Genomic DNA, 22,657 nt, shown 5'->3' with positions numbered 1-22,657 from the left:
GACCGTAGGGGCGTCCACATTTATGCGTCCAATGCACAGATCGTGCATGATTGATGCACTGGTGCATGAGCGCAGGTGGAGGGGGCATATACGGTGGCCGACACAGCCGGTTCGGGGCCGGGCCCGGAGTCCTGGGGCGCGCTGCTGGCACCGCGCCTCGCGCAGTTCGCGGCCGTGGCGCGGCACGAGCATGTGACGCGCGCCGCCCAGGAGTTGGGCATGCCGCAGTCGACGCTCAGCCGCGCGCTGGCCCGTCTCGAAGCCGATCTCGGTGTCGCCCTCTTCGCCCGCCACGGCCGCGCCGTCCGCCTCACCCGCGCCGGGGTCACCTTCCGCGCCGCCGCCGAGCGGGCGCTCGCCGAGGTGGAACGGTCCGCCGAGTCCGTACGCCTCGACGCCGATCCCGACAGCGGGCGGGTCGCCTTCGGGTTCCTCCACACGCTCGGGCCCGAGACCGTCCCCTCCCTCCTGCGCGCCTTCCGCGCCGAGTATCCGCGCGTCCGCTTCCAGCTCGTGCAGACGTACGGCGAGGCCATGCTGGAACGCCTGCGGCTGGGCGAACTCGACCTCTGCCTGACGTCCCCGCCGCCGGACGAGGCGGGTCTCGTCGTCCGCAAACTCGACGAGCAGCGGCTGCGGCTCGTCGTCCCCGCCGGGCACCGGCTCGCCGGCCGTAAGCGCGTGCGGCTCGCCGAGGCCGCCGCCGAGGCGTTCGTCACGCTCGAACCGGGCTACGGGCTGCGGCGCATCACCGACGCCTTGTGCGCCGAGGCCGGGTTCACGCCGAGGGTCGCCTTCGAGGGCGAGGAGGCCGAGACGCTTCGGGGGCTGGTCGCCGCCGGGCTCGGCGTCGCCGTCCTTCCCCCGCCGGCCGTGCCCCGGCCCGGCGTCGTCGAACTCGACCTCACCGGGCGACGTGCCGTCCGCGAGATCGGTCTCGCCTGGCTCGACGGCGCCCCGGCCCCGCCCCCGGTCGCCGCTTTCCGTGCTTTCCTGCTCGCCCAGACGGGCACCCTTCTGCCGGCCTGAGCCGGTCTCCTGCGGAGGGCGAAGCCCGTCGTCTTTGGGGCGCGGCCCCTGTACGGTTCCTTGGCGTGGGACGCCAGCCCATGTTTTTAGGGGCGCGGGGAACTGCGCGCTCAGCCACGACGGCGGCGCGGGTAAAAAACCGCCCCAGTGGGGCAGACGCTGTGTGTTTCGCGACCACCGGCCGGTGGTGGGCTGGCCGCGCAGTTCCCCGCGCCCCTGCGGGGCACGTACCTCCGCCAGGCGCGGGAACAGGGGCCTCGCCCCTGACGGGGCCGTAAGGGGTCGGGTCAGACGCGGAGGGACTTGCCGAAGCCGGAGGCCAGGGGCATGCGGAGGCCGAGGGGCGGCGGAGCCGCGAGGGCGTCGGCGATGGGCCGGGCGTGGGGCCGGTCGAGAAGCGAGCCGAGGACGAAATCGGAGGTGAGGGCGAAGACCTCGCTGCGGTGCTGGTGGAGGCCGTGGCCGTCGGAGTGCACCTCGAAGCGGCAGGTGTCGCGGTTGACCTTCTTGAGGCGTTCGGCGAAGCCGTAGGAGATGTCGGGCGCGGTGGACTCGTCCTCGGTGCCGTGGACGAGCAGCACGCGCCGCCCGATGAGCTGCTTGACCGGCTCGGGCTCGGCACCGCGCGGCAGCCACGGAGAGAGCGCGACGACGGAGGTCACGGCGGGGTGACCGGCGGCGTGGAGGGCGGCCCGCGCGCCCATGTCCATGCCGACGAGGCAGACGGGCACGTCACCGTAGCGCCGTACGGCCTCGCCGACCGCCCACTCGGCGTCCTCCGCCGGATGCGCGTGCCCGCCGTTCCAGCCGCGGAAGCGGTAGTGCACGACGTGCGCGGCCACCCCGTCGGCGGCCCCCTCGCGGACGAGATGGCGGGCCAGCGGCCACATGACGGCCGCCGCCACCGGGGAGCGGCGCCGGGTGCTCAGCGCGTCACCGCCGGGCAGGGCGAGCACGACGGCGCGCACCGTGGCGCCGGTATCGTGTTCGCGCTGCCTCGGCGCGGGCACCAGCCCGGACGGCACCGGGCGGCCCAGTCGTGCGCCACGCGCCGGTAATGCTTGGGAAGCCATGGCGCAACGATGGCAGACGCAGGGGTGTGCACTGTATGGCCGGGCGGAAAATTGTTGGGCGCAGCGCGATATCTACGCGCGTAGGGGCTATCGTTTGAGCATGCAGAACCCCAAACCGAGCACTCCCACCCCGGAACAGATCCGCCGCGCCCCCAAGGCGCTGCTCCACGACCACCTCGACGGCGGCCTGCGCCCCGGCACGATCGTGGACATCGCGCGCGCGACCGGTTACGACGCGCTGCCCGAGACCGATCCGGACAAGCTCGGCGCGTGGTTCCGCGAGGCCGCCGACTCCGGTTCGCTGGAGCGGTATCTGGAGACGTTCGCGCACACCTGCGCCGTGATGCAGACGCGGGACGCGCTGGTGCGGGTCGCCGCCGAGTGCGCGCAGGACCTGGCGGCCGACGGCGTGGTCTACGCCGAGATCCGGTACGCGCCCGAGCAGCACCTGGAGCGCGGCCTGACCCTCGAAGAGGTCGTCGAGGCGGTCAACGAGGGCTTCAGGGAAGGCGAGCGCCGGGCGCGCGAGGACGGCCACCGCATTCGCGTCGGCGCGCTGCTGACCGCGATGCGGCACGCCGCCCGCTCCCAGGAGATCGCCGAACTGGCCAACCGCTACCGGGACCTGGGCGTCGTCGGCTTCGACATCGCGGGCGCCGAGGCCGGTTACCCGCCCACCCGGCACCTGGACGCCTTCGAGTACCTGAAGCGCGAGAACAACCACTTCACGATCCACGCGGGCGAGGCGTTCGGCCTGCCGTCCATCTGGCAGGCGCTCCAGTGGTGCGGCGCCGACCGGCTCGGGCACGGCGTGCGGATCATCGACGACATCTCCTCCGACGGGCGCGGCGACCAGGTCAAGCTCGGCCGCCTGGCGTCGTACGTGCGCGACAAGCGCGTGCCGCTGGAGATGTGCCCCACCTCCAACCTCCAGACCGGCGCGGCCAGCTCGTACGCCGAGCACCCGATCGGTCTGCTGCGGCGGCTGCACTTCCGGGTCACCGTCAACACCGACAACCGGCTGATGTCCGGCACCAGCATGAGTCAGGAGTTCGAGCACCTCGTGGAGGCGTTCGACTACACCCTCGATGACATGCAGTGGTTTACCGTCAATGCGATGAAATCAGCGTTCATCCCTTTCGATGAACGTCTGGCCATGATCAATGAGGTGATCAAGCCGGGGTACGCGGAGCTGAAGGCCGAGTGGCTGTTCCGGCAGTCGGCCGCCGCACCGACCCTGGCCAGCGATTCCGTGCCCGACGAGGGCTGACGGAACACCTTCACGGCGCGGCCGGCCCGAGGGGTGACGGCCGCGCCACGCCGTTTGCACGGCCGGTCAACATCTGACTACGTTCCGAAGTCATGCAGACCCGTACCCAGAAGACCCTCGCCACCACCGTGCTCGGCCTCGCCTTCGCCGCCGCCGCGGCGGGCACCGCCTCCGCTGCCTCCCTCCCGGCCCTGCCGATCACCGACCAGGCCGGTTCGCTGCTCGGCCACGCCGGTTCGCCCACCGTGCTCGACGGGACTCCGGTCGGCACCGCCGCCAAGCTCCTGCCCGGCGCCGCCGACAGCGCCAACGGCGCGCAGCAGGCGCTGACCAACGGCACCTCCGCGCTCCCCGGCAACCCGGGCAAGCTGCTGCCCTCCGGCAACCAGGTCAGCCCGGCGAACGGCCTCCTCGGCGGCCTCCCGGTCGGCGGCCTCACCGGCAAGTAGGCCGCGGACACGTAGGCACGTCTCCACGTCGGCACGGAGCAAGCAGGCAGGCACCGGCCGGAGTACGTACCGCCTCGGCGCGTACCGCCTCCGCGCGTACCGCCTCGGTACGTCGGCCGACCGGTCAGACCCCCACGGGCCGCGCCCCCGCCGAGCGATCCTCGGCAGGGGGCGCGGCCCGCTTGCGTGCCTCGCGCCTGCGCAGCGCGCGCCGCGCGGGCGGCACCACCAGGAGGTGCGCCAGCGCCACGCCCGCCGTGTTGAGCAGCAGCGCGTCCACGTCGAAGAGCTGGCCCGGCACCATCGTCTGAAGGAATTCCAGGGTCAGCGACACCATCAGCGAGGCGAAGACCGTCCGCGCGAAGGACGCGAAGCCCGAGGTGCGGACCCGGCCGCCCGCCATCGGCAGCAGCACGCCCAGCGGCGCGAGCAGACCCAGGCCCTCGGCGATCCGCCGGGCCGCCTCGCCCGCGCTCATCGCCAGGTCGGCGCGGATCGTGCCGAACGGCCGCAGATTCGGCGCGGGCACCCACGCCACGTAATGCGGACGCAGCAGCAGCCAGGCGACGAAAGCGAGGTACGCGGCGGTGAGCAGCAGCCCGGCCGCGCGCACCCTGAAACTGGAGCCTTCGTGCCGCACGCCCTCCAAGACGCGGCTTCACCCCACCGCGGTTCCCGCGCTGTCCGCGGCGTCCGGGCGGGTCCGCAGGTCGGGCGTGCAGGCGTAGCGGCGCGGCTTGCTGTCGGGGTCGTCGCCGCCGAGCACCACACCGCCGTCGCCGGTGACCGACGGGTCGTCGACGAGCGTGCAGACGATCTGCGCGAGCGCGAACGACGGCAGCTCGTCCACCGGCTGGTTCAGCCGCAGCGCGTTCTCGGGATCGCCCTTGAACGGCCCCAGGATTTCCAGGCTGGCCGGCACCTCGGTGGAGAAACCGGCCTGCGCCTCGGCCGACAGCGGGCTGCGCTGCAACTGCGCGACCAGCTCCCTGACCTGCGTCAGCCGGTCGATCCTGCCCGGCCGCAGCGTCACGTTCCGCTTGACCGGCGTGGTCTGCATGCTGCACACCAGATACACCTGGCGTACGACGGTGTCCGTCTCCGGCGCCTTGCCGTCGCGCGGCACCGCGCACGACACCCGCGACGGCGCGGGCCCCGCGTCCACCGGGACCGTGGTCGACCGGATGCCGCAGCCGCCGATCAGCGGCAGCGCGGCGAGCAGGACGACGGCCAGCACCTTGCGTGGCGCATGTCTCATCCGGCCGAGGCTCATCGGGCGGCGTCTCATCGAGCGGTGGTTCATCAGGCCGTATCTCGTCGGGCCGTATCTCGTCGGGCGGTGTCTCGTCGGGCCGTGTCTCATCGCGCGTCACCGCCGGGCCCCTGCGACGTGCCCGTGGCGCCCGAGCCGTTCGCGCCCCCGTCGCCGTCCGCGTCGTCCTCGTCCTCGTCGGTGCGCGGCCTGACCGGCAGCCGCAGCGTGAAGACCGCGCCGCCGTCGGGGGAGTTGGCCGCCGTGATGTCGCCGCCGTGGATGTGCGCGTTCTCCATCGCGATCGACAGGCCGAGACCGCTGCCCTCGGAGCGGGCGCGCGAGGCGTCGGCCTTGTAGAAGCGGTCGAAGACATGCGGGAGGACGTCCTCGGGGATGCCGGGGCCGTGGTCGGAGACCGCGATGACGACGTCGCCGTCCGCGCCCCCCTCCCTGCGCAGGCTGACCCGGACCGGGGAACCGCCGTGCTTGAGCGCGTTCCCGATCAGATTCGCCATGATCACATCCAGCCGTCGCGGGTCCAGGGTGGCCAGCAGGCCGCGCGGCGCGTCCAGTTCGACCGAGTCGACCCACGCCCTGGCGTCCATGCAGGCCATCACCATGTCCGCGACGTCGACCTCGTCGACCCGCAGCTTCGCGGTGCCCGCGTCGAAGCGGGTGACCTCCATCAACGTCTCCACCAACTCGTTCAGCCGCCGCGTCTCGCTGACCACCAGCCGTACCGCCGGGGCGATCATCGGGTCCAGCGCCTCCGCCTCGTCCTCCAGCACATCGGTGACCGCCGTGATGGCCGTCAGCGGGGTGCGCAACTCGTGCGACATGTCGGCCACGAAGCGGCGGCTGGCCGCCTCCCGCGCGCTCAACTCCTCGACGCGGCTCTCCAGCGCCTCGGCCGCGCTGTTGAACGTCCGTGACATCTCGGCGAGTTCGTCGGTGCCCGACACCTTCAGCCGGGTGTCCAGGTGGCCTTCGCCGAGCCGCTGCGCCGCCTCACCGAGCCGCCGCACCGGACGCAGGACGGTCGAGCCCGCAGCCTGGGCGAGCAGCGCGGCGCCCACCAGAGCGAGCAGGGTCGCGATCCCCAGCGACCAGGCGAGGGAGTTGAGGTCCTTGCGCTCCGCGTCCAGCGACTTGAGCATGTAGCCGGTCGCGCCGTCGTCGTTGATCCGCGCGCCCGCCACCAGATACGGGCGGCCCTGCAACGAGATCCGCATCCACCGCAGGTGGTAGCGGTTGTGGTCCTTGGCATCCGGGGTGTTGACCGCCCGCTGCAACTGCGCGGGCACGTCGTCCAGCGTGAACACGTCCCGGTTGGAGGGCGCGGCGCACGGCGCGTTGTCCCGCGTCGTGTCGATCAGCACCACCTGGTACGTGTCGGGTCCGCCGATCCGGCCCGCCGCCGTGTTCAGCGACTCGCAGGTCGGCGAGACCGGCAGCGAGGCCGCGTTGCGCTGCAAGGAGTCACGGAAGTCGTTCAGCGCGCTGTTCTGCGCGCGGGTCAGCACCGCGTCGCGGTTGAGCCAGTACGCGATGCCGGAGACGGAGACGGCGGCCGTGAGCGCGACGGCCGCGAAGACCGCGACCAGGCGCAGCCGCAGACTCGTCCAACGCACCATGCCGGGCGACCAGTTCCAGCCCCGGTCGCGTTCCTGGCCGGTGGCGGAGCCGGTGCCGGTGCCGGTGCCGGAGCCGGTGCCGTCGGAACCGCCGTCGTCCGAAGGGCCGTTGTCGGTCGGGCCGCTCTCGGAGGGGTTGTCGTGCCGATCCTGCCGGTCGTGCCGATCCTGCCCGCCGTGCCCGCCGTGCCCGTCGCCGAACCGCGATGTCACTGGGGCGTGTCCAGGCGGTAGCCCACGCCTCTGACCGTACGGATCAGGGTCGGTGACGACGGCACGTCCTCGATCTTGGCGCGCAGCCGCTGCACACACGCGTCGACGAGACGCGAGTCACCGAGGTAGTCGTGCTCCCACACCAGACGCAGCAACTGCTGCCGGGACAGCGCCTGTCCCGGCCTGCGGCTCAGTTCGAGCAGCAGGCGCAGCTCGGTCGGTGTGAGCTGAAGGTCCTCGCCGTCCTTCGTCACCGTCATGGCACTGCGGTCGATGACGATCGCACCGAAGGCCGCGGAGTCGGTGCTGTCCCGCTCGCCGCGCCGCAGCACCGCCCGGATGCGGGCGTCGAGCACCCGCGGCTGCACCGGCTTGATCACGTAGTCGTCGGCCCCGGACTCCAGCCCCACCACCACGTCGATGTCGTCGCTGCGCGCGGTGAGAAGGATGATCGGGAGCTGGTCGGTACGGCGGATGCGCCGGCACACCTCGAACCCGTCGATCCCCGGCAGCATCACGTCCAGCACGATCAGGTCGGGGCGCTGCTCCTTGAGCAGCTTCAGGCCGTCCTCGCCCGTCGCAGCGGCCACCACGCGGTGACCCTGACGGGACAGGCCGAGTTCGAGGCCCGTGCGGATGGCGTCGTCATCCTCGATAAGCAACAGGAAAGGCACGCCGGTCATTGTTGCCTAACGACGGCGTCCGCATGAAGTGCGGGGACCTTCCGCCCTGACATGACCCTGTCCGCGTGACCTGCTCGTGACCTGCTGACCGGCGGTGCCGCACCCGGGCCGACCGGCCGGTCACGCGGCGCGCGGCCTCTGTGACGGGCCTGTGACACTCGGCGGACAGCGTCATGAAACTGGCCCGGCAGTCTGTTGTCACATCGGAAGAGCGCACGCCGTACCGGATGCGACGCCGAAGACCACGCATCAGGTTCCAACGACGGGGGCGGGACATGAACACACTGCACATCACCACCGACACCGCGGTTCATGCGACGCACACGCACTCGGCGCACTCCACGGGGACCTGCGCCGTCCGCACCACGGAGAAGTCCGGCGCCGCGAACGGACGGGGGTACGTCCGCGGCGCCGTACGCGGCACCTCGTACCCGACGAGCGCCCGGCACCGCCCGCCGTTCATGGCGGCGGTCGACAGCGGCGCCGAGCACCAGGCGAAGCCCGTACCGTCCGCGACCACCGCCGACCAGCCGTCCGGCACCTTCGACGGCGCCGCCGCCCGCACCCCGGCGCGGGCCGAGGCCGAAGCGGCCTTCACCGCCTACGTCCAGGAGCGCCGCGCGTCGCTCTACGCGACCGCGTACCACCTCACCGGGGACCGCTTCGCGGCCGAGGACCTGCTCCAGAGCGCCCTGTTCTCCACCTACCGGGCCTGGGACCGGATCAGCGACAAGGCGGCCGTCGGCGGCTACCTGCGGCGCACCATGACCAATCTGCACATCAGCGCCTGGCGGCGGCGCAAGCTCAGCGAGTACCCGACGGAGGAGCTGCCCGAGACGGTCGGCGACACCGACGAGATGGGCGGCACCGAACTGCGCGCCGTCCTGTGGCAGGCGCTCGCCCGGCTGCCCGAGCAGCAGCGCACCATGCTCGTGCTCCGCTACTACGAGGGCCGCACCGACCCCGAGATCGCCGACATCCTCGGGATCAGCGTCGGCACCGTCAAGAGCAGCATCTGGCGCTCCCTGCGCCGCATGCGCGACGACGAGGCCCTGAGCTTCGGCCGCGACGAGGAGGACGCCTTCGGCGAACTGGTCGCCTGAGGGCCGTCCGAGGCCCAGCTCAAGGCCAAGGATTTCCACACGCCGGTACGGGGGCCGGTCGGGGGGACACGGGGGAGCAGGGGGGAAACGGGGGGGGTACGGGGGAGCAGGGTCGGACGGCCAGGGGAATGCCGTCCGGCCCTGTCGTACGTCCGCTGCCGTACAGCTCTACAGCTTTGCGGCTTTATAGCTCTACGGCGTCACGCCTCGGCCGGGACGCGGGGCAGCGGGGGCGCGGGGGTGACGGCCGCGGCGATACGTTCCAGCGCCTCGTCACGGCCGCAGGGGTGGCAGCCGAGAGCGGTCTGACGGGCCACGATCGCGCGTTCCGCGCGCATGAGGTTCCAGCCCCTGCGGACCAGGAACGGCACCGACTTCCGCGCCTCGCGCAGATCCCGTACGAAACGCCGGCGCGCGGTCGTCGTCGGGCGTCCGCGCAGGCACAGCGCGTCCGCGAGCAGCCCCAGCTCCCGGCAGCGCCCGGCGATCTCGGCGGCGAAGATGCCTTCGGCGACGAAGACGGGCGCTCCGTCGAGGTCGAGGCGGGTACGGCCGGTGACCGAACTCGTCGCGATGTCGTAGACCGGGGTGTCGGCGGCGCCGTCCGCGCAGAGCGCGGCCACGGCCGCGAGCGCCGCGTCCGCGTTCCACGAACCCGGGGCGTCCCAGTCGGTGCCCGCGCCGCTGGGCAGGGCGGGCAGCGTCGGGTCGTCGCACGCCTTGTAGAAGTCGTCGAGGGCCAGCACCGGCAGTCCGGCACGGGTGGCGAGGGACGATTTGCCGGACCCCGAGGGGCCGGTCAGCAGGATCACACGGGAGCGAAGCGACACCGGGGATGAACTCACGGAGAACAATTGTCCCGTATCCCCGGCCGGGGGACGACCCGCCGTAGGACAACTACCCTGCGCGGTCATTGCGTTACGCTGCGCCAGGAAGACCCCCGTCGACAGGAACCGGTCCATGCCTTCGCTCCGTACCGCCCTCGCCCTGACCCTCACCGCCGCCGCCGTCGTCGTACCGGCCGGTGTCGCCGCCGCCGATCCCCTCGCGGCGGCCCAGAGCGCCACCGACGCCCTCCCGACGTCCGACGTCACCTCCGCGCTCCCCACCCAGTACGTCACCGGCGCACTCGGCGCGGGCGTCGCCCCCGTCCGCGACCTCACGATCGATCCGTTGAGCAACACCGGTGTCGACCCGCTCGACAACGCCGTCGGCTCCCAGGTCGCCGATTTCCACCCCGTCTCCACCTCCGCCGTGACCGCTCCGATCACCAACGGGGGCTCCCTCGGCACGCTTCCCCTGGTGGGACCTGTCACGGGACTCCTCCCGCACTGAGCGGTTCCTTTGCCGGGGACGGCAGGCCGATTTTTCAGGGGCGCGGGGAACTGCGCGGCCCGCCCCCACCGGCCCGGTGGTCCGGAGACCACCGATCTGCCCCTCTGGGGCGGGTGGTGACGTGCACGCACGTCGTGGCTTGTCGCGCAGTTCCTCGCGCCCCTACGGGGGAGCCGTCAGGCGCCGATGGGGTGCCAGACGGTTTTGGTCTCGAGCCACGCGGTGAGGCGGGAGAGGCCGGGGTCCGTACCCCAGTCCTCCGGCGCCGGACGGCGCACCCGCTTCAGGTTGTCGGCCGCGCTCCGCTCCAACTCGGCGGCGAGGTCCGCGTCGGCGCCGGTGAGGTCGAGGCCGTTGACGTCCTGGTGGGCGGCGAGGGGCGCGGCGATCTCGGAGGTGCGGCCGGAGAGGATGTTGACGACGCCGCCCGGCACGTCGGAGGTGGCGAGGACTTCGCCGAGGGAGAGCGCGGGCAGTGGCGAGCGCTCGGAGGCGACGACCACGGCGGTGTTGCCGGTGGCGATCACCGGGGCGAGGACCGAGACGAGGCCGAGGAAGGACGAGTCCTGGGGAGCCAGGACGGCGACCACACCGGTCGGCTCGGGCGTCGAGAGGTTGAAGTAAGGACCGGCCACCTGGTTGGCGCCCCCTACCACCTGGGCGATCTTGTCGGTCCAGCCCGCGTACCAGACCCAGCGGTCGACGGCGGCGTCGACGGCGGCCCCGGCCTTCGTCTTGGAGAGCCCCTCGGCCTCCGCGACCTCGCGGACGAACTGCTCGCGCCGCCCCTCCAGCATCTCCGCGACGCGGTACAGCACCTGCCCGCGGTTGTACGCGGTCGCGCCGGACCAGCCGGACACGGCCTTGCGGGCGGCGACCACCGCGTCCCGCGCGTCCTTGCGGGACGCCTGCGGCGCGTTGGCCAGCCAGGCGCCGCCCTTGGAGTCCGTCACCTCGTACACCCGACCGCTCTCACTGCGGGGGAACTTGCCCCCGACGTACAGCTTGTAGGTCTTGAACACGCTCAGCCGAGCGTCGCGGACGTCAGACATCGAGGTACCCCTCCAGGCCGTGCCGACCGCCCTCGCGGCCGTAACCGGACTCCTTGTAGCCGCCGAAGGGGGAGGCCGGATCGAACTTGTTGAACGTGTTCGCCCACACCACACCGGCCCGGAGCTTGTTCGCCATCGACAGGATGCGCGAGCCCTTCTCGGTCCAGATGCCCGCGGACAGGCCGTACGGGGTGTTGTTGGCCTTCTCGACCGCCTCGGCCGGGGTGCGGAAGGTCAGCACCGACAGGACCGGGCCGAAGATCTCCTCGCGGGCGATGCGGTGCGCCTGGGTGACGCCGGTGAACAGCGTCGGGGCGAACCAGTAACCGGCGTCGGGCAGTTCGCACGCCGGGGCCCAGCGCTCGGCGCCCTCCTCCTCGCCGGCCTGCGCCAGCGCGGTGATCCGGGCCAACTGCTCGGCCGAGTTGATCGCGCCGATGTCGGTGTTCTTGTCCAGCGGGTCGCCGACCCGCAGCGTCGCCATCCGCCGCTTGAGCGCGTCGAGCACCTCGTCCTGCACCGACTCCTGGACCAGCAGCCGGGAGCCCGCGCAGCAGACATGGCCCTGGTTGAAGAAGATGCCGTTGACGATGCCCTCGACGGCCTGGTCGACCGGGGCGTCGTCGAAGACGATGTTCGCCGCCTTGCCGCCCAACTCCAGCGTGACCTTCTTGTCCGTGCCCGCGACCGTACGGGCGATGGCCTTGCCGACCCCGGTGGAGCCGGTGAAGGCGACCTTGTCCACGCCCTCGTGCGCGACCAGGGCCGCGCCCGCGTCCCCGTACCCCGTCAGGATGTTGACGACACCGCGCGGGAGGCCCGCCTGGCGGCAGACGTCGGCGAAGAACAGCGCGGACAGCGGGGTGGTCTCGGCGGGCTTGAGCACCACCGTGTTGCCCGCGGCCAGCGCCGGGGCGATCTTCCAGGCCAGCATCAGCAGCGGGAAGTTCCACGGGATGACCTGGCCGGCCACGCCGAGCGGGCGCGGGTCGGGGCCGTAGCCCGCGTACGCCAGCTTGTCGGCCCAGCCCGCGTAGTAGAAGAAGTGCGCGGCGACCAGCGGGAGGTCGACGTCGCGGGTCTCGCGGATCGGCTTGCCGTTGTCCAGCGACTCCAGCACCGCCAGTTCGCGGGAGCGCTCCTGGATGATGCGGGCGATCCTGAAGAGGTACTTGCCGCGCTCGGCGCCCGGCAGCGCGGACCACTTCTCGAACGCCTTGCGGGCCGCCTTCACCGCGCGGTCCACGTCCGCCTCGCCCGCGCGCGCGACCTCGGCGAGGACTTCCTCGCTGGACGGCGAGACGGACTTGAAGACGGCGCCGTCGGCGGCGGCGGTGAACTCGCCGTCGATGAACAGGCCGTAGGAAGGCGCGATGTCGACGACGGACCGCGACTCGGGCGCGGGCGCGTACGCGAATTTCTGGCCGGGTCGCTGGCCGGGATTCCGGCCGGGCCGCACGCCGGGCTGGCCGGTGCTCTGGTCGGTGCTCTGGTCGGTCATGGTTTTCAGTCCACCGTCACGTAATCGGGACCGGAGTACCGGCCGGTGCTGAGCTTTTGACGCTGCATCAGCAGATCGTTGAGCAGGCTGGAGGCGCCGAAGCGGAACCAGTCGGGGGACAGCCAGTCGTCGCCGAGCGTCTCGTTGACCATCACCAGGTACTTCACGGCGTCCTTGGAGGTCCTGATGCCGCCCGCGGGCTTCACTCCGACCTGTACGCCGACGGCCGCGCGGAAGTCGCGGACCGCTTCCAGCATGAGCAGGGTGTTCGCGGGGGTCGCGTTGACCGCGACCTTGCCCGTCGAGGTCTTGATGAAGTCCGCGCCCGCCAGCATCGCCAGCCAGGAGCAGCGGCGGATGTTGTCGTACGTCGCCAGCTCGCCGTTCTCGAAGATCACCTTCAGGTGGGCGGCGCTCTCGCCGTCGGGGCGGGCGCACGCCTCCTTGACGGCGCGGATCTCCTCGAACACGTCCATGTAGCGGCCGGACAGGAACGCGCCGCGGTCGATCACCATGTCGATCTCGTCCGCGCCGGCCGCGACCGCGTCGGCGGTGTCGGCCAGTTTCACGTCGCGCGCGACCCGGCCGGCCGGGAAGGCCGTCGCCACCGAGGCGACGTGCACGCCGGAGTCGCCCAGGGCCTCTTTGGCCGTCGCCACCATGTCGGGGTACACGCAGATCGCCGCGACCTTCGGGGTCGTGCGGTCGGTCGGGTCAGGACGCACGCCCTTCGCGCACAGCGCCCGGACCTTGCCGTGCGTGTCCGCGCCCTCCAGCGTCGTCAGGTCGATCATCGAGATCGCCAGGTCGATGGCGTACGCCTTCGCCGTCGTCTTGATCGACCGTGTGCCGAGCGACGCCGCCCGCCCTTCCAGGCCCACCGCGTCCACCCCCGGCAGTCCGTGCAGGAAGCGGCGCAGGGCGCTGTCCGAAGCGGTCACATCCGACATCGTCGCCGTACGGCGCGCGGCATCGGGATCATAGGCGGGGACTACCGGCGTAGGCGGCGGCGAAGACATGGTCACCACCTCAGCATATCTACGCGCGTAGCAACCCGCCACCCCCCTCCGGGCGAGGGTTCCCCCACCCTCGACGGCCCCCGATCTTTCCCGGGGCTCCCCTCTGAACGCTTCTCCGCCTTGGGCGGCGGGCCGATCTTTTGGGGGGCGCGGGGAACTGCGCGGCCAGCCATGGCGCTCCGCGCAGGTCGCCACCGGTCCCGGCGGGGCACCCCGGTTGTTCCCGGGCCACCGGCCAGTGGTGGGTTGCTCGCGCAGTTCCCCGCGCCCCTGACGGGGCGGGGCCCCTTTCGCATGGGGGGCGGGCCGATCGTTTGAGGGGCGCGGGGAACTGCGCGGTCAGCCATGGCGCTCCCGCAGGTCGCCACCGGGCCCGGCGGGGCAGCCCGGTTGTTTTCCGGTCACCGGCCGGTGGTGGGTTGCTCGCGCGGTTCCCCGCGCGAGCGGCGGGAAGTGCGGGTTTGGGGGAAAGATGCGGGAACGCAACAGGGCTGGGGGCGAGGGCGGCGGCTCGGTGGGGCAGAATCGGGGATTATGACGAGCCACCACAACCGCCCGGCCGCGCAGGCCACCACGCCCGACCCGGCAGGCGGGACACCGCAGTACCCCGACCGGGTCTACCGCTCGGTGGCCGGACTGTGCGCCGGTGTGCTGCTGCTGGTGCTCGCGCTGTGGCTGGGCGGCGACGCCGTGGTGCACGGCAAGGGACACGCGCCGTGGCTGGCGCTGGCCTCACTGCTGCTGGCGATCCCGCTGATCGTGGCGTTCACCTTGCGGCCCGCCGTCTACGCGGGCGAGCAGCGGCTCAAGGTCCGCAACCCGTTCAGGACGATCTCGGTGGCGTGGGCCGGCGTCGAGTCGCTGCGCGCGTCGTTCTCGAACGAGCTGTTCGCGGGCGGCAAGAAGTACCAGATCTGGGCGATCCCGGTTTCGCTGCGCGCGCGCAAGCGCGCGACCAAGCAGCAGATGCGCGCCAAGGCGGCGGGCGACGACCCCTTCGGCGCGCCCCCGCGCCGCAAGCCGCGCCCCGGCCTCCCGGTCGACGACGACGGCGCCTACCGTTCGCCCTCCGACCAGGCCATCCACGAGCTGCGCGAGCTCAAGGAGCGGCACGGCGCCGACGACGGCTCCGAGCCCCCGAAGCCCGAGATCCGCTGGGCCTACGAGGTCGTCGCCCCGGCCGTCGCCGGCTTCGTCGTCCTCGTCGTCCTCCTCGCCATCGGCGGCTGACTGACCTTTCCCCCTGAGGCCCCCTGAGCCCTGCGGAGGCCCCCCGAGGCCCCCGCGCCGCCCGGCGCGCCCTGCGAACGTCACCCCTAGCGACCGTCCGTGAACAAGGGGCAACTTCGCGGTGAAGGATGCCGTGGGCAACCTGTGAGACAACCCTCAATTATCTGAGGCCACATACATTGCCCGTGCCGCACGATCTACCGCGCGTGCGGCCTTCCTCGACGTGGGGCGACAAAGAGGTCATCAGGGGTGGGGTTGCGGCAGATGGCAGGAGAGATCGGTGGGGCCAGTGTGGTGGGGACACGGTGTCAGATCGACATCGACGAGAACGGGTGGCACTCGTGGCGACTGACGGCGAACAACGGCCGGGTGATCGCTCTCGGGGCGAACGCGTATCCGGACGACGCCGCGTGCAGGGCGTCCTTCGAGGGGCTGTGCGAGAGCGCGGAGGGACTGGCGGGCGGAGTACAGCACGCCGCCGAGTCCAATGGATGGATCTGGCGGTTACGGGACAGTGAGGGTCGTGTGCAGGCCGTGTCGGCGCGGGCGTACGAGCGGCACTCGACGTGCCAGGCCGCGTACGACCGGTTCCGTCTGACACTGCTCGGGCTCGGCGCCGCCGAATCCGTGCCCTGGGACGACGCGAGCTGACCGAAGAACCTCAACGGCCACGTTCCGTGCCGCGCCGACGCGCGGCGGGACGTGGCCGCCGTGTTTCCCCGCCCGCCCGGCCGGCCCCCGCGCCCCGCGCCCCGCGTCCGCCCCGCGCCCCGACCCGACCCGACCCGCCCGCCGCCCCCCGGCCCGTACGGCTGTACGGCCCACGTGATTCCGTACGGAAACCGAAGTTGCCCCTACGGGTGCTGTCGTTCACATCGGCTTGCGAATGCGGCCATCGCGGACCATGAGCGTCAATGCGTGACGATGCGAACACTGGCGAGAACCGGCGAGCCGGACCAGGGTGACGGGCCCGGAGCCGACAGCGCCCGGCGGCTGCACGCCGACTCGGGGCTGCCCGACCGGGTGTTCAGGGCAGTGGCGCGCGGCGGCGGCAGCCTGGTGCTCGTCGTGATGCTGCTGGTCGGCGGATTCCTGCTGTACCGGGCGTGGCAGGCGCTGCGCAAGGTGGGCGTTCCGGCGTTCCTGACCACCGCCGAATGGGACCCGGACGCCGGGCACTTCGGCATCGCGGCGGTCATCATCGGCACGGTGCTGATCGCGGCGGTCGCGATCGTCATCGCGGTGCCGATGGCGATCGGCACGGCGCTGTACATCTCGGAGTACGCCCCCGCCAGGCTGCGCCGCACGCTGGTCAGCACCGTGGACCTGATGGCCGCCGTGCCGTCGGTGGTCTACGGCCTGTGGGGGCTGTTCTTCCTCCAGGGCAAGGTGATCGGCCTGGCCCGCTGGCTGTCGACGTACTTCGGCTGGATCCCGCTCTTCCACGTGGACGGCGCCGACCCGCACGACCCGCTCGCCACCGCGACCGTCTACACCGCGTCCACCTTCGTCGCCGGAATCGTCGTGGCCATGATGGTCACCCCGATCATCTGCTCGATCATCCGCGAGGTGTTCTCGCAGGCCCCGGTGGGGGAGCGGGAGGGCGCGTACGCGCTGGGCGCGACCCGCTGGGGCATGATCCGCTCGGTCGTCCTGCCGTACGGCATGGGCGGCATGATCGGCGGCACCATGCTCGGCCTGGGCCGCGCGCTCGGCGAGACCATCGGCGTCTACCTGGTCATCTCGCCGATCTTCGTCATCCAGCCGCACATCCTCCAGAGCGGCACCAGCTCCGTCTCGTCGCTGATCGCGCTGCGGTACGGCGAGGCCAGCCCGCTGGGCATGTCCGCGCTGATGGCCGCGGGTCTGGCCCTCTTCCTCATGACGCTGGTGGTCAACTTCGCCGCTTCGTCGATCGTCGCCCGCAGCCGGTCCGGCGCCACCGCCGAGTAGCCGCCCAGTAGCCGACAGCCGAGCCGCCCAGTAGCCGAGCCGCCGAGCCGCCGCCCCACCGTCAGCCCGCATCCGTCAGCCGCACGCACGCCGTAGGCCGAGCGATCGGCGGAACCAGGAGACCCCCTCGTATGACCACGGACGCACCGGACTCCGTCACCACGGCGCCGGAATCCGCCGGGACCGCCACTACCGGGACCGCCACTACCGGGACCGCCACTACCGGAGCCGGGACGGGTACGGCCGGGCCGGACACCGTAGAGCTGGACGCCGTCGATCCCACGACGCCCGCCACCGCTCCGGCGCACCCGGCCCCGGCGCACCCGGCCAGGAAGGCCCCCGGCACCGGCACCGTCATCCCCGGCCCGCCCCCCGCGGCAGCGGAACGCCGGCGCTCCACCTCCACCGTCCGCCAGACCGACCTGCTCGGACTGCTCGGCTCGGCAGCCGCCTCCCTCTCCCTCACCTGGCTGTTCTTCGCCAGGATCGCCCCCTTCAGCGGGGCCCTCGGCTTCGTCGTCTTCTGGTACGCGCTGTTCATCGCGTTGTACGCGCTGCTGGTCTCCTTCGACGAGGACGGCCCGGTGGTGCGCGACAAGATCGCCTCCGCCGTGGTCCACAGCATCGCGGTGCTGCTGCTGGTCGCCCTGCTGTTCGTCGTCGTCTACACGCTGTGGTCCGGCCGCAGGGCGATACCGCACCTGAACTTCTTCACCCGGGACATGTCCGTCACCGGGCCGCTCGACCCGCTGAGCGCGGGCGGCATCAAGCACGCCGTGGTCGGCACGCTGATCGAGATCGGCATCGCCCTGGTCCTCACCGTCCCGGCGGGACTGCTGTGCGCGGTGTTCCTCAACGAGGTGCCCGGACGCTACGCGCGTTTCGTCCGTACGGTCGTCGAGGCGATGACCGCGCTGCCGTCGATCGTGGCCGGTCTGTTCATCTACGCCACCGTGATCCTCGCGCTGAACGTCCCCAAGTCGGGCTTCGCGGCGTCGCTGGCCATCTCCGTGATGATGCTGCCGATCATCATCCGCGCCTCCGACGTGGTGATCCGGCTGGTGCCCGGCACCCTGCGCGAGGCGTCGTACGCGCTGGGGTCGCCGCGCTGGCGGACCGTATGGCATGTGGTGCTGCCCACCGCCCGGTCGGGGCTGACCACCGCCGTCATCCTCGGCACCGCCCGCGGCATCGGCGAGACCTCTCCCGTCCTGCTGACGGCGGGCTTCGGCGCGAGCACCAACTACGACCCCTCGCAGAACCCGATGGTGTCGCTGCCGCTCGCGACCTTCGAGTTCGTGAAGTCCCCCCAACCCACCATGATCGCGCGCGGGTTCGGCGCGGCGTCGGTGCTGCTGGTGCTCGTCCTGGTGCTCTTCGCGCTCGCCCGGGTCCTCGGCGGGCGCGACGCGGGCCAGTTGAGCAGGCGCGGCACCCACCGCAGGGTCGTCGCCTCCCGCCGGGACACGCGCCGCTTCACCGAGCGCGCCGCGGCGCGCGACGGCTACTCGTCGGCGTCGGCCGCCCCGGCCTTCCGCACGACAACAATCCAACCTGCACAGGGAGTTGACGGATCGTGAAGAGGATCGGCTGGACGGGCCTCAGGGCGGCGAGGGCGGCGAGGGCGGCAGCGGGGGCGATGGCCGCGCTGCTGATCTCGCTGCTGTTCCTCGGCCAGGCACCGCCGGCCAAGGCCGACTCGTACGCGAGGATCAGCGGCGCCGGCTCGACCTGGAGCCAGAACGCCGTCGACCAGTGGCGGGCGAGCGTCAAGAAGTACGGCATGACCGTCGACTACACGGGCAGCGGCTCGTCCGACGGCCGCCAGCAGTTCACCAACGGCACCGTCGACTTCGCCGTGTCCGAAATCCCTTACGGCATGACCGAGTTCGGGGTGCGCGAACCTCCGCCCAAGCGCGGCTACGCGTACATGCCGATCGTCGCGGGCGGCACGGCCTTCATGTACAACCTGAAGATCGGCGGCAAGCGGGTCACCAATCTGCGTCTGAGCGGCGGCACGGTCGCCAAGATCTTCACCGGCCGGATCACCAACTGGTCCGACCGGCAGATCGCCGCCGACAACCCCGGCCTCACCCTCCCGGCCCGCAAGATCATCCCGGTGGTGCGCTCCGACGGCTCGGGCACCACCGCCCAGTTCACGCTGTGGATGTCCAAGCAGCAGGGCGCGGTGTGGAACGACTACTGCAAGCGCGCCAACAAGCCCACCCCGTGCGGCCTGACGTCGTACTACCCGGTGATCCCCGGCTCCGGCTTCATCGCCCAGTCCGGCTCGCTCGGCGTGTCCGGCTACACCCGGCAGAACTACGCCGAGGGCGCCATCACCTACGTCGAGTACTCCTACGCGGTCACCACCGGCTTCCCGGTCGCCAAGGTGCTCAACGCCAAGGGCTACTACACCGAGCCCACCGCCTCCAACGTCGCCGTGGCGCTGACCCAGGCGCAGATCAACCAGGACGAGAACTCCTCGCAGTATCTGACGCAGATCCTCGACAAGGTCTACGCGTACCAGGACGCGCGGACGTATCCGCTGTCCAGCTACAGCTACATGATCCTGCCGACCTCGCTGGACTCGCCGCTGACCGAGGACAAGGGCAGAACGCTCGGCGCGTTCGGCTACTACTTCCTGTGCCAAGGCCAGTCGCAGGCACAGCCGTTGGGCTTCTCGCCGCTGCCGAAGAACCTCGTGCAGGCCGGATTCGACCAGCTCAAACGCGTCCCCGGTGTGCAGGCCCAGACCATCAATCTGGCGGGCTGCCACAATCCGACCTTCTCCAGCGACGGCACCAACACCCTGGCCAAGAACGCGCCGTTCCCCAAGGCGTGCGACCGGCAGGGCACGCAGCAGTGCTCCGACGGCACGGGCGGCGCGTCCAGGCAGCCCACCTCGGTCAAGCCGCAGGCCAACGCCGCCTCCGGCGGCGGCTCCAACGGCGGCAACTCCGGTGGGAGCAAGGGCGGTTCCGGCGGTACGGGCGGCGGCTCGTCCGGCACCACGGCGGGCGCGAGCGGCGGTACGGGCACCACGTCCGGCGGCACCACGGCCGGTACGAGCGGCGCCGCCACCGGCGGTACGACCGCCACGGGCGGCACCGGCCAGAGCGTCGACCCCGACACCGGACTGCCCGCGGGCGATTCCGGCGGCACCGGCGGCAACCAGGACATCGTCGCCTCCAGCGTCGGCGTCGGCAACGAGACCTTCTGGGGCATGCGGACCTGGCTCATGGGGCTCTCCGCCCTGGCGCTGCTGCTGGTCGTCCTCGCCCCGCCCACCCTCGCCAGGCGGCTGACCAGGAACGGGAGGCGTGATGGCCGCGCGTAACCACCCCGGAGCCGCCCGAGGCCGCGTCCTGTCGGTCCGCCTCGGCGCGCTCCTCACCTCGGTGCTCGCCGCCGTCGGCCTGACCCTGCTGCCGCCGTCGGCGGGCGGCGGACAGGCCCACGCGGACACCGGCACGGACACCGGCTCCGCCGTCACCAAGCCCGGCACCAAGGGTCCCTACGACGACTTCTCGCACCTGAGGGTGACGGTCGAGCAGACGAGGAATCTGCGGACGCAGGGACTGAAGGTCTCATGGGCGGGCGGGGTGAAGAGCTCGCCCAACAACGCGGGCAACTACCTCCAGCTCATGCAGTGCTGGGGTGACGCGGCGACCGGCCCGACCCCGGAGCAGTGCGAGTACGGGAACCCGCCGCCGAACACGGGCGTGCTCAACGTCGGGCGGAGCGTGGGCAATCTGGACCCGCTGGAGCCGGCGCAGCACACCGTGCCCTTCACCACGGTGAAGGGCGCCAGCTCGACCGACGTCAACCAGTTCTTCACGCAGTACGCGACCAATGAGCAGGACCTCGCCACGACCGGCGTCGACGGCAGCGGCCAGACGATCTTCCAGGCGGAGGACGCGGACACCTCGCCGATCCTGGGGTGCGGCACGGTGGCGAGGACCGGTCAGGCGCCCGAGCCGTGCTGGCTCGTGGTCGTGCCCCGCGGCACCCACGAACCCGACGGCTCCGAAGCGCCGCCGCCCAACGGACTGATCAGCTCCCCGCTGTCCGCGGGGAACTGGGCCCAACGCATCGTGTTCCGCCTCGACTTCGCCCCGACCGACTCGCCCTGCCCGATCGGCCAGGACGAACAGCCCACCATCGGCTCCGAGATGATCTTCGAGGCGATGAGCTCCTGGGCGCCGACCCTGTGCACCTCGCAGAAGGTCACCTACGGATACGTTCCGCAGCTCGAGGACTTCTCCCGTACGCAGGTCACCAGCCCCGGTACGGGCTCGGCCGGACTCGCCTTCATCGAGAACCCGGTGCTGCCCCAGCCGGACGTGGCACCGGTCGTCCACGCGCCGGTCGCGGTCTCCGGACTCGTCATCGGCTACAGCGTCCAGGTGGCCGGGTCGTCCCAACAGGTGCCCCGGATACGGCTGAACGCGCGGCTCGTGGCGAAGATGCTCACCGAGTCCTACCAGTGCGACCTGCCGGGCAACGACTTCCCGCGCGGCAGACTTCCGGCGAAGAACCCGTTCGGTATCGAGCGCGATCCCGAATTCGCGCGGCTCAACGCCGGTGTGCCCTACCCCGTGGGCAGTTCCTGCGGATTCGGTATCGGGGTCCCGCAGGGCGCGAGCGATTCGGCGGGGCAGCTGTGGAAATGGCTGCTCTCCGACCCCGACGCGCGCAGCTTCCTTTCCGGAAAACCCGACCCGTGGGGCACGGTCATCAATCCGTATTTCCTGGAACTGGCACCGGTCAGCACCCCGCCGTCCGGCTTCGACAAGCCGGACCCGACGGTGTGGGCGCCCGACAGCCGCTTCCCCGACATCCGGCTGACGGCCGTCGGCGTGAACCCGTACGGCAGCGGTCTGAGCGACGACGCCAGGACGGTCCGCAAGGCCAACAACGGCGGCATCACCGGCTTCAACCCCACGTCCACGCCCCCGGCGCTGACGAAGGCCGAGACGCAGCCCGCGGGTTCGAACTTCATCATGGGCCTGACGGACGCGGCCAGCGCCGCCCGCTACCGGCTCGGCACCGCCGAACTCCTCAACGCCGACGGCCAGTTCGTCGCCCCGACGGTCGACTCGATGACCAGGGCGGTGAACGGGATGAAGGCGGGCAAGGCCCCGGGCGTCCTGGACGCGGACCCCTCCGCGAAGACACCGGGCGCCTACCCGCTCACCACCGTCACCTACGCCGCCGCCTCCACCTCGCTGGACGCCGCCGACCGCAAGACCTACGCCGCGCTGATCCGGTACGCGGCGGGCTCCGGCCAGCGACAGGGCATCGGCTTCGGCCTGTTGCCGCTCGGCTACGCACCCCTGACCGCCACCCTGCGCGAACAGGCCCTCACGGCCGCGTCCGCCCTGATCGCCGGTGTGCCCCCGGCCACGGGACCGGGTGACACGTCCTCCAACGGCGGTTCCGGCTCCGGCCCCGGCGGTACGGGAACGACCGGCGGCGGTACGGGCGGCGACGCCGGCCACGGAGCGACCGGCGGGGGACCGGGTCCGGGCGGCGCACCGCCCGCGTCCCCGTCGTCGTCGGCCCCCGCCGCCGGCACGACCAAGGGCTCCACCGGCGGACCCGCCGCCTCGCCCCCCGTCAGCAACGTCGCCCAGACCGGCGGCACCACCCCCCAGGCGATTCTCGGCGCCGTCCGCTGGGTGCTGCTGATCGTCCTCATCGCGGGCATCGCGGGCTCCCTGGCCGGACCCCTGCTGATGCGCGCGGGCGTCGTCCGCGGCAGGAAACCGGTGTGACGGGTACTTGGGCGCCCCTTGGAAGGAAAATAAAAGAGAATTTGGAATACCCGTTGTTCACTTTTGCGGGGCGGTAAT

Annotated in this window: 20 protein-coding genes; 11 read left to right on the top strand and 9 right to left on the bottom strand. The window is 71.9% G+C overall.

Annotated features, from left to right (window positions below):
• The first annotated feature begins 93 nt into the window (after positions 1-93).
• A complete protein-coding gene (locus ACIQCJ_RS10160; RefSeq protein ID WP_402711141.1) occupies positions 94-1,029 on the top strand; it encodes a LysR family transcriptional regulator in 936 nt (311 codons plus the stop codon).
• Between the two features lie 287 nt (positions 1,030-1,316).
• Here ACIQCJ_RS10160 and ACIQCJ_RS10155 read toward each other — a convergent pair whose 3' ends face one another.
• The gene (locus ACIQCJ_RS10155; RefSeq protein WP_391050530.1) at positions 1,317-2,102 is read right to left on the bottom strand and encodes an alpha/beta hydrolase; all 786 of its coding nucleotides are present in this window, start codon (positions 2,100-2,102) and stop codon (positions 1,317-1,319) included.
• A 100-nt stretch (positions 2,103-2,202) separates the two neighbouring features.
• On the opposite strand from ACIQCJ_RS10155, the gene ACIQCJ_RS10150 reads away from it, so the two are divergent.
• Both ACIQCJ_RS10150 and ACIQCJ_RS10145 read left to right on the top strand, forming a co-directional pair.
• A complete protein-coding gene (locus ACIQCJ_RS10150; RefSeq protein WP_355336900.1) occupies positions 2,203-3,372 on the top strand; it encodes an adenosine deaminase in 1,170 nt (389 codons plus the stop codon).
• A 92-nt stretch (positions 3,373-3,464) separates the two neighbouring features.
• Positions 3,465-3,821 carry an ATP-binding protein gene (locus ACIQCJ_RS10145; protein ID WP_355336901.1) on the top strand — a complete coding sequence of 119 codons (357 nt, stop codon included), beginning with the start codon at positions 3,465-3,467 and terminating at the stop codon, positions 3,819-3,821.
• A 124-nt stretch (positions 3,822-3,945) separates the two neighbouring features.
• Here the strand turns inward: ACIQCJ_RS10145 and ACIQCJ_RS10140 are convergent, their stop codons facing one another.
• From ACIQCJ_RS10140 to ACIQCJ_RS10125, 4 genes are all read right to left on the bottom strand, one after another.
• Entirely contained in the window at positions 3,946-4,434 is a 489-nt protein-coding gene (locus tag ACIQCJ_RS10140; RefSeq protein ID WP_355336902.1) for a VanZ family protein, read from the bottom strand.
• A gap of 45 nt (positions 4,435-4,479) precedes the next feature.
• Positions 4,480-5,079, bottom strand: coding sequence for a hypothetical protein (locus ACIQCJ_RS10135; RefSeq protein WP_402711140.1), 600 nt, complete (start codon positions 5,077-5,079; stop codon positions 4,480-4,482).
• A 101-nt stretch (positions 5,080-5,180) separates the two neighbouring features.
• On the bottom strand, positions 5,181-6,923 hold the full coding sequence (locus ACIQCJ_RS10130) for an ATP-binding protein (RefSeq protein WP_402711139.1): 1,743 nt from the start codon (positions 6,921-6,923) through the stop codon (positions 5,181-5,183).
• Complete coding sequence (locus ACIQCJ_RS10125) at positions 6,920-7,597, bottom strand: response regulator (RefSeq protein WP_188279231.1); 678 nt, start codon at positions 7,595-7,597, stop codon at positions 6,920-6,922. Before ACIQCJ_RS10125 ends, ACIQCJ_RS10130 begins: the two co-directional genes overlap by 4 nt.
• Positions 7,598-7,881: 284 nt before the next feature.
• On the opposite strand from ACIQCJ_RS10125, the gene ACIQCJ_RS10120 reads away from it, so the two are divergent.
• Entirely contained in the window at positions 7,882-8,709 is an 828-nt protein-coding gene (locus ACIQCJ_RS10120) for a SigE family RNA polymerase sigma factor (protein WP_391163304.1), read from the top strand.
• A 200-nt stretch (positions 8,710-8,909) separates the two neighbouring features.
• On the opposite strand, the gene ACIQCJ_RS10115 is transcribed toward ACIQCJ_RS10120, so the two are convergent.
• Positions 8,910-9,554, bottom strand: coding sequence for an ATP-binding protein (locus ACIQCJ_RS10115; RefSeq protein WP_402711138.1), 645 nt, complete (start codon positions 9,552-9,554; stop codon positions 8,910-8,912).
• 115 nt (positions 9,555-9,669) lie between these two features.
• Here ACIQCJ_RS10115 and ACIQCJ_RS10110 point away from each other — a divergent pair, with 115 nt between their 5' ends.
• Entirely contained in the window at positions 9,670-10,044 is a 375-nt protein-coding gene (locus ACIQCJ_RS10110) for a hypothetical protein (protein ID WP_402711137.1), read from the top strand.
• A gap of 176 nt (positions 10,045-10,220) precedes the next feature.
• Here the strand turns inward: ACIQCJ_RS10110 and ACIQCJ_RS10105 are convergent, their stop codons facing one another.
• The 3 genes from ACIQCJ_RS10105 to deoC are packed head-to-tail and all read right to left on the bottom strand — an operon-like array spanning position 10,221 to position 13,547.
• Positions 10,221-11,096: an aldehyde dehydrogenase family protein gene (locus tag ACIQCJ_RS10105; RefSeq protein WP_402711136.1), complete on the bottom strand. Its 876-nt coding sequence runs from the start codon at positions 11,094-11,096 to the stop codon at positions 10,221-10,223.
• Positions 11,089-12,597: an aldehyde dehydrogenase family protein gene (locus ACIQCJ_RS10100; protein ID WP_402711135.1), complete on the bottom strand. Its 1,509-nt coding sequence runs from the start codon at positions 12,595-12,597 to the stop codon at positions 11,089-11,091. The genes ACIQCJ_RS10105 and ACIQCJ_RS10100 overlap by 8 nt, the downstream gene beginning before the upstream one ends.
• A 5-nt stretch (positions 12,598-12,602) precedes the next feature.
• Complete coding sequence (deoC, locus tag ACIQCJ_RS10095) at positions 12,603-13,547, bottom strand: deoxyribose-phosphate aldolase (RefSeq protein ID WP_355336909.1); 945 nt, start codon at positions 13,545-13,547, stop codon at positions 12,603-12,605.
• Positions 13,548-14,150: 603 nt separating this feature from the next.
• Here deoC and ACIQCJ_RS10090 point away from each other — a divergent pair.
• From ACIQCJ_RS10090 to ACIQCJ_RS10065, 6 genes are all read left to right on the top strand, one after another.
• A complete protein-coding gene (locus tag ACIQCJ_RS10090) occupies positions 14,151-14,846 on the top strand; it encodes a PH domain-containing protein (protein WP_402711134.1) in 696 nt (231 codons plus the stop codon).
• Positions 14,847-15,110: 264 nt separating this feature from the next.
• A complete protein-coding gene (locus tag ACIQCJ_RS10085; protein ID WP_355336911.1) occupies positions 15,111-15,497 on the top strand; it encodes a hypothetical protein in 387 nt (128 codons plus the stop codon).
• 273 nt (positions 15,498-15,770) lie between these two features.
• Complete coding sequence (gene pstC, locus ACIQCJ_RS10080; protein WP_355337214.1) at positions 15,771-16,799, top strand: phosphate ABC transporter permease subunit PstC; 1,029 nt, start codon at positions 15,771-15,773, stop codon at positions 16,797-16,799.
• A gap of 131 nt (positions 16,800-16,930) precedes the next feature.
• Positions 16,931-18,379, top strand: coding sequence for a phosphate ABC transporter permease PstA (gene pstA, locus ACIQCJ_RS10075; RefSeq protein ID WP_402711133.1), 1,449 nt, complete (start codon positions 16,931-16,933; stop codon positions 18,377-18,379).
• Positions 18,376-20,139 carry a phosphate ABC transporter substrate-binding protein PstS gene (locus tag ACIQCJ_RS10070; protein WP_402711132.1) on the top strand — a complete coding sequence of 588 codons (1,764 nt, stop codon included), beginning with the start codon at positions 18,376-18,378 and terminating at the stop codon, positions 20,137-20,139. Before pstA ends, ACIQCJ_RS10070 begins: the two co-directional genes overlap by 4 nt.
• Complete coding sequence (locus tag ACIQCJ_RS10065) at positions 20,126-22,579, top strand: hypothetical protein (RefSeq protein ID WP_402711131.1); 2,454 nt, start codon at positions 20,126-20,128, stop codon at positions 22,577-22,579. Before ACIQCJ_RS10070 ends, ACIQCJ_RS10065 begins: the two co-directional genes overlap by 14 nt.
• Positions 22,580-22,657 lie beyond the last annotated feature (78 nt).

Origin of the sequence: Streptomyces sp. NPDC093221, assembly GCF_044753885.1 — a bacterium.
GTDB lineage: Bacteria > Actinomycetota > Actinomycetes > Streptomycetales > Streptomycetaceae > Actinacidiphila.
The sequence above is the reverse complement of the archived record's forward strand: the minus strand, read 5'-3'. Positions and strand labels throughout refer to the sequence as shown.

Coding starts and splice junctions, on each gene's coding strand:
- ACIQCJ_RS10155 (WP_391050530.1), bottom strand. CDS start 2,102: ATGGCTTCCCAAGCATTACCGGCGCGTGGCGCACGACTGGGCCGCCCG.
- ACIQCJ_RS10150 (WP_355336900.1), top strand. CDS start 2,203: ATGCAGAACCCCAAACCGAGCACTCCCACCCCGGAACAGATCCGCCGC.
- ACIQCJ_RS10145 (WP_355336901.1), top strand. CDS start 3,465: ATGCAGACCCGTACCCAGAAGACCCTCGCCACCACCGTGCTCGGCCTC.
- ACIQCJ_RS10135 (WP_402711140.1), bottom strand. CDS start 5,079: ATGAGACATGCGCCACGCAAGGTGCTGGCCGTCGTCCTGCTCGCCGCG.
- ACIQCJ_RS10120 (WP_391163304.1), top strand. CDS start 7,882: ATGAACACACTGCACATCACCACCGACACCGCGGTTCATGCGACGCAC.
- ACIQCJ_RS10110 (WP_402711137.1), top strand. CDS start 9,670: ATGCCTTCGCTCCGTACCGCCCTCGCCCTGACCCTCACCGCCGCCGCC.
- ACIQCJ_RS10105 (WP_402711136.1), bottom strand. CDS start 11,096: ATGTCTGACGTCCGCGACGCTCGGCTGAGCGTGTTCAAGACCTACAAG.
- ACIQCJ_RS10100 (WP_402711135.1), bottom strand. CDS start 12,597: ATGACCGACCAGAGCACCGACCAGAGCACCGGCCAGCCCGGCGTGCGG.
- deoC (WP_355336909.1), bottom strand. CDS start 13,547: ATGTCGGATGTGACCGCTTCGGACAGCGCCCTGCGCCGCTTCCTGCAC.
- ACIQCJ_RS10090 (WP_402711134.1), top strand. CDS start 14,151: ATGACGAGCCACCACAACCGCCCGGCCGCGCAGGCCACCACGCCCGAC.
- ACIQCJ_RS10085 (WP_355336911.1), top strand. CDS start 15,111: ATGGCAGGAGAGATCGGTGGGGCCAGTGTGGTGGGGACACGGTGTCAG.
- pstC (WP_355337214.1), top strand. CDS start 15,771: ATGCGAACACTGGCGAGAACCGGCGAGCCGGACCAGGGTGACGGGCCC.
- pstA (WP_402711133.1), top strand. CDS start 16,931: ATGACCACGGACGCACCGGACTCCGTCACCACGGCGCCGGAATCCGCC.
- ACIQCJ_RS10065 (WP_402711131.1), top strand. CDS start 20,126: ATGGCCGCGCGTAACCACCCCGGAGCCGCCCGAGGCCGCGTCCTGTCG.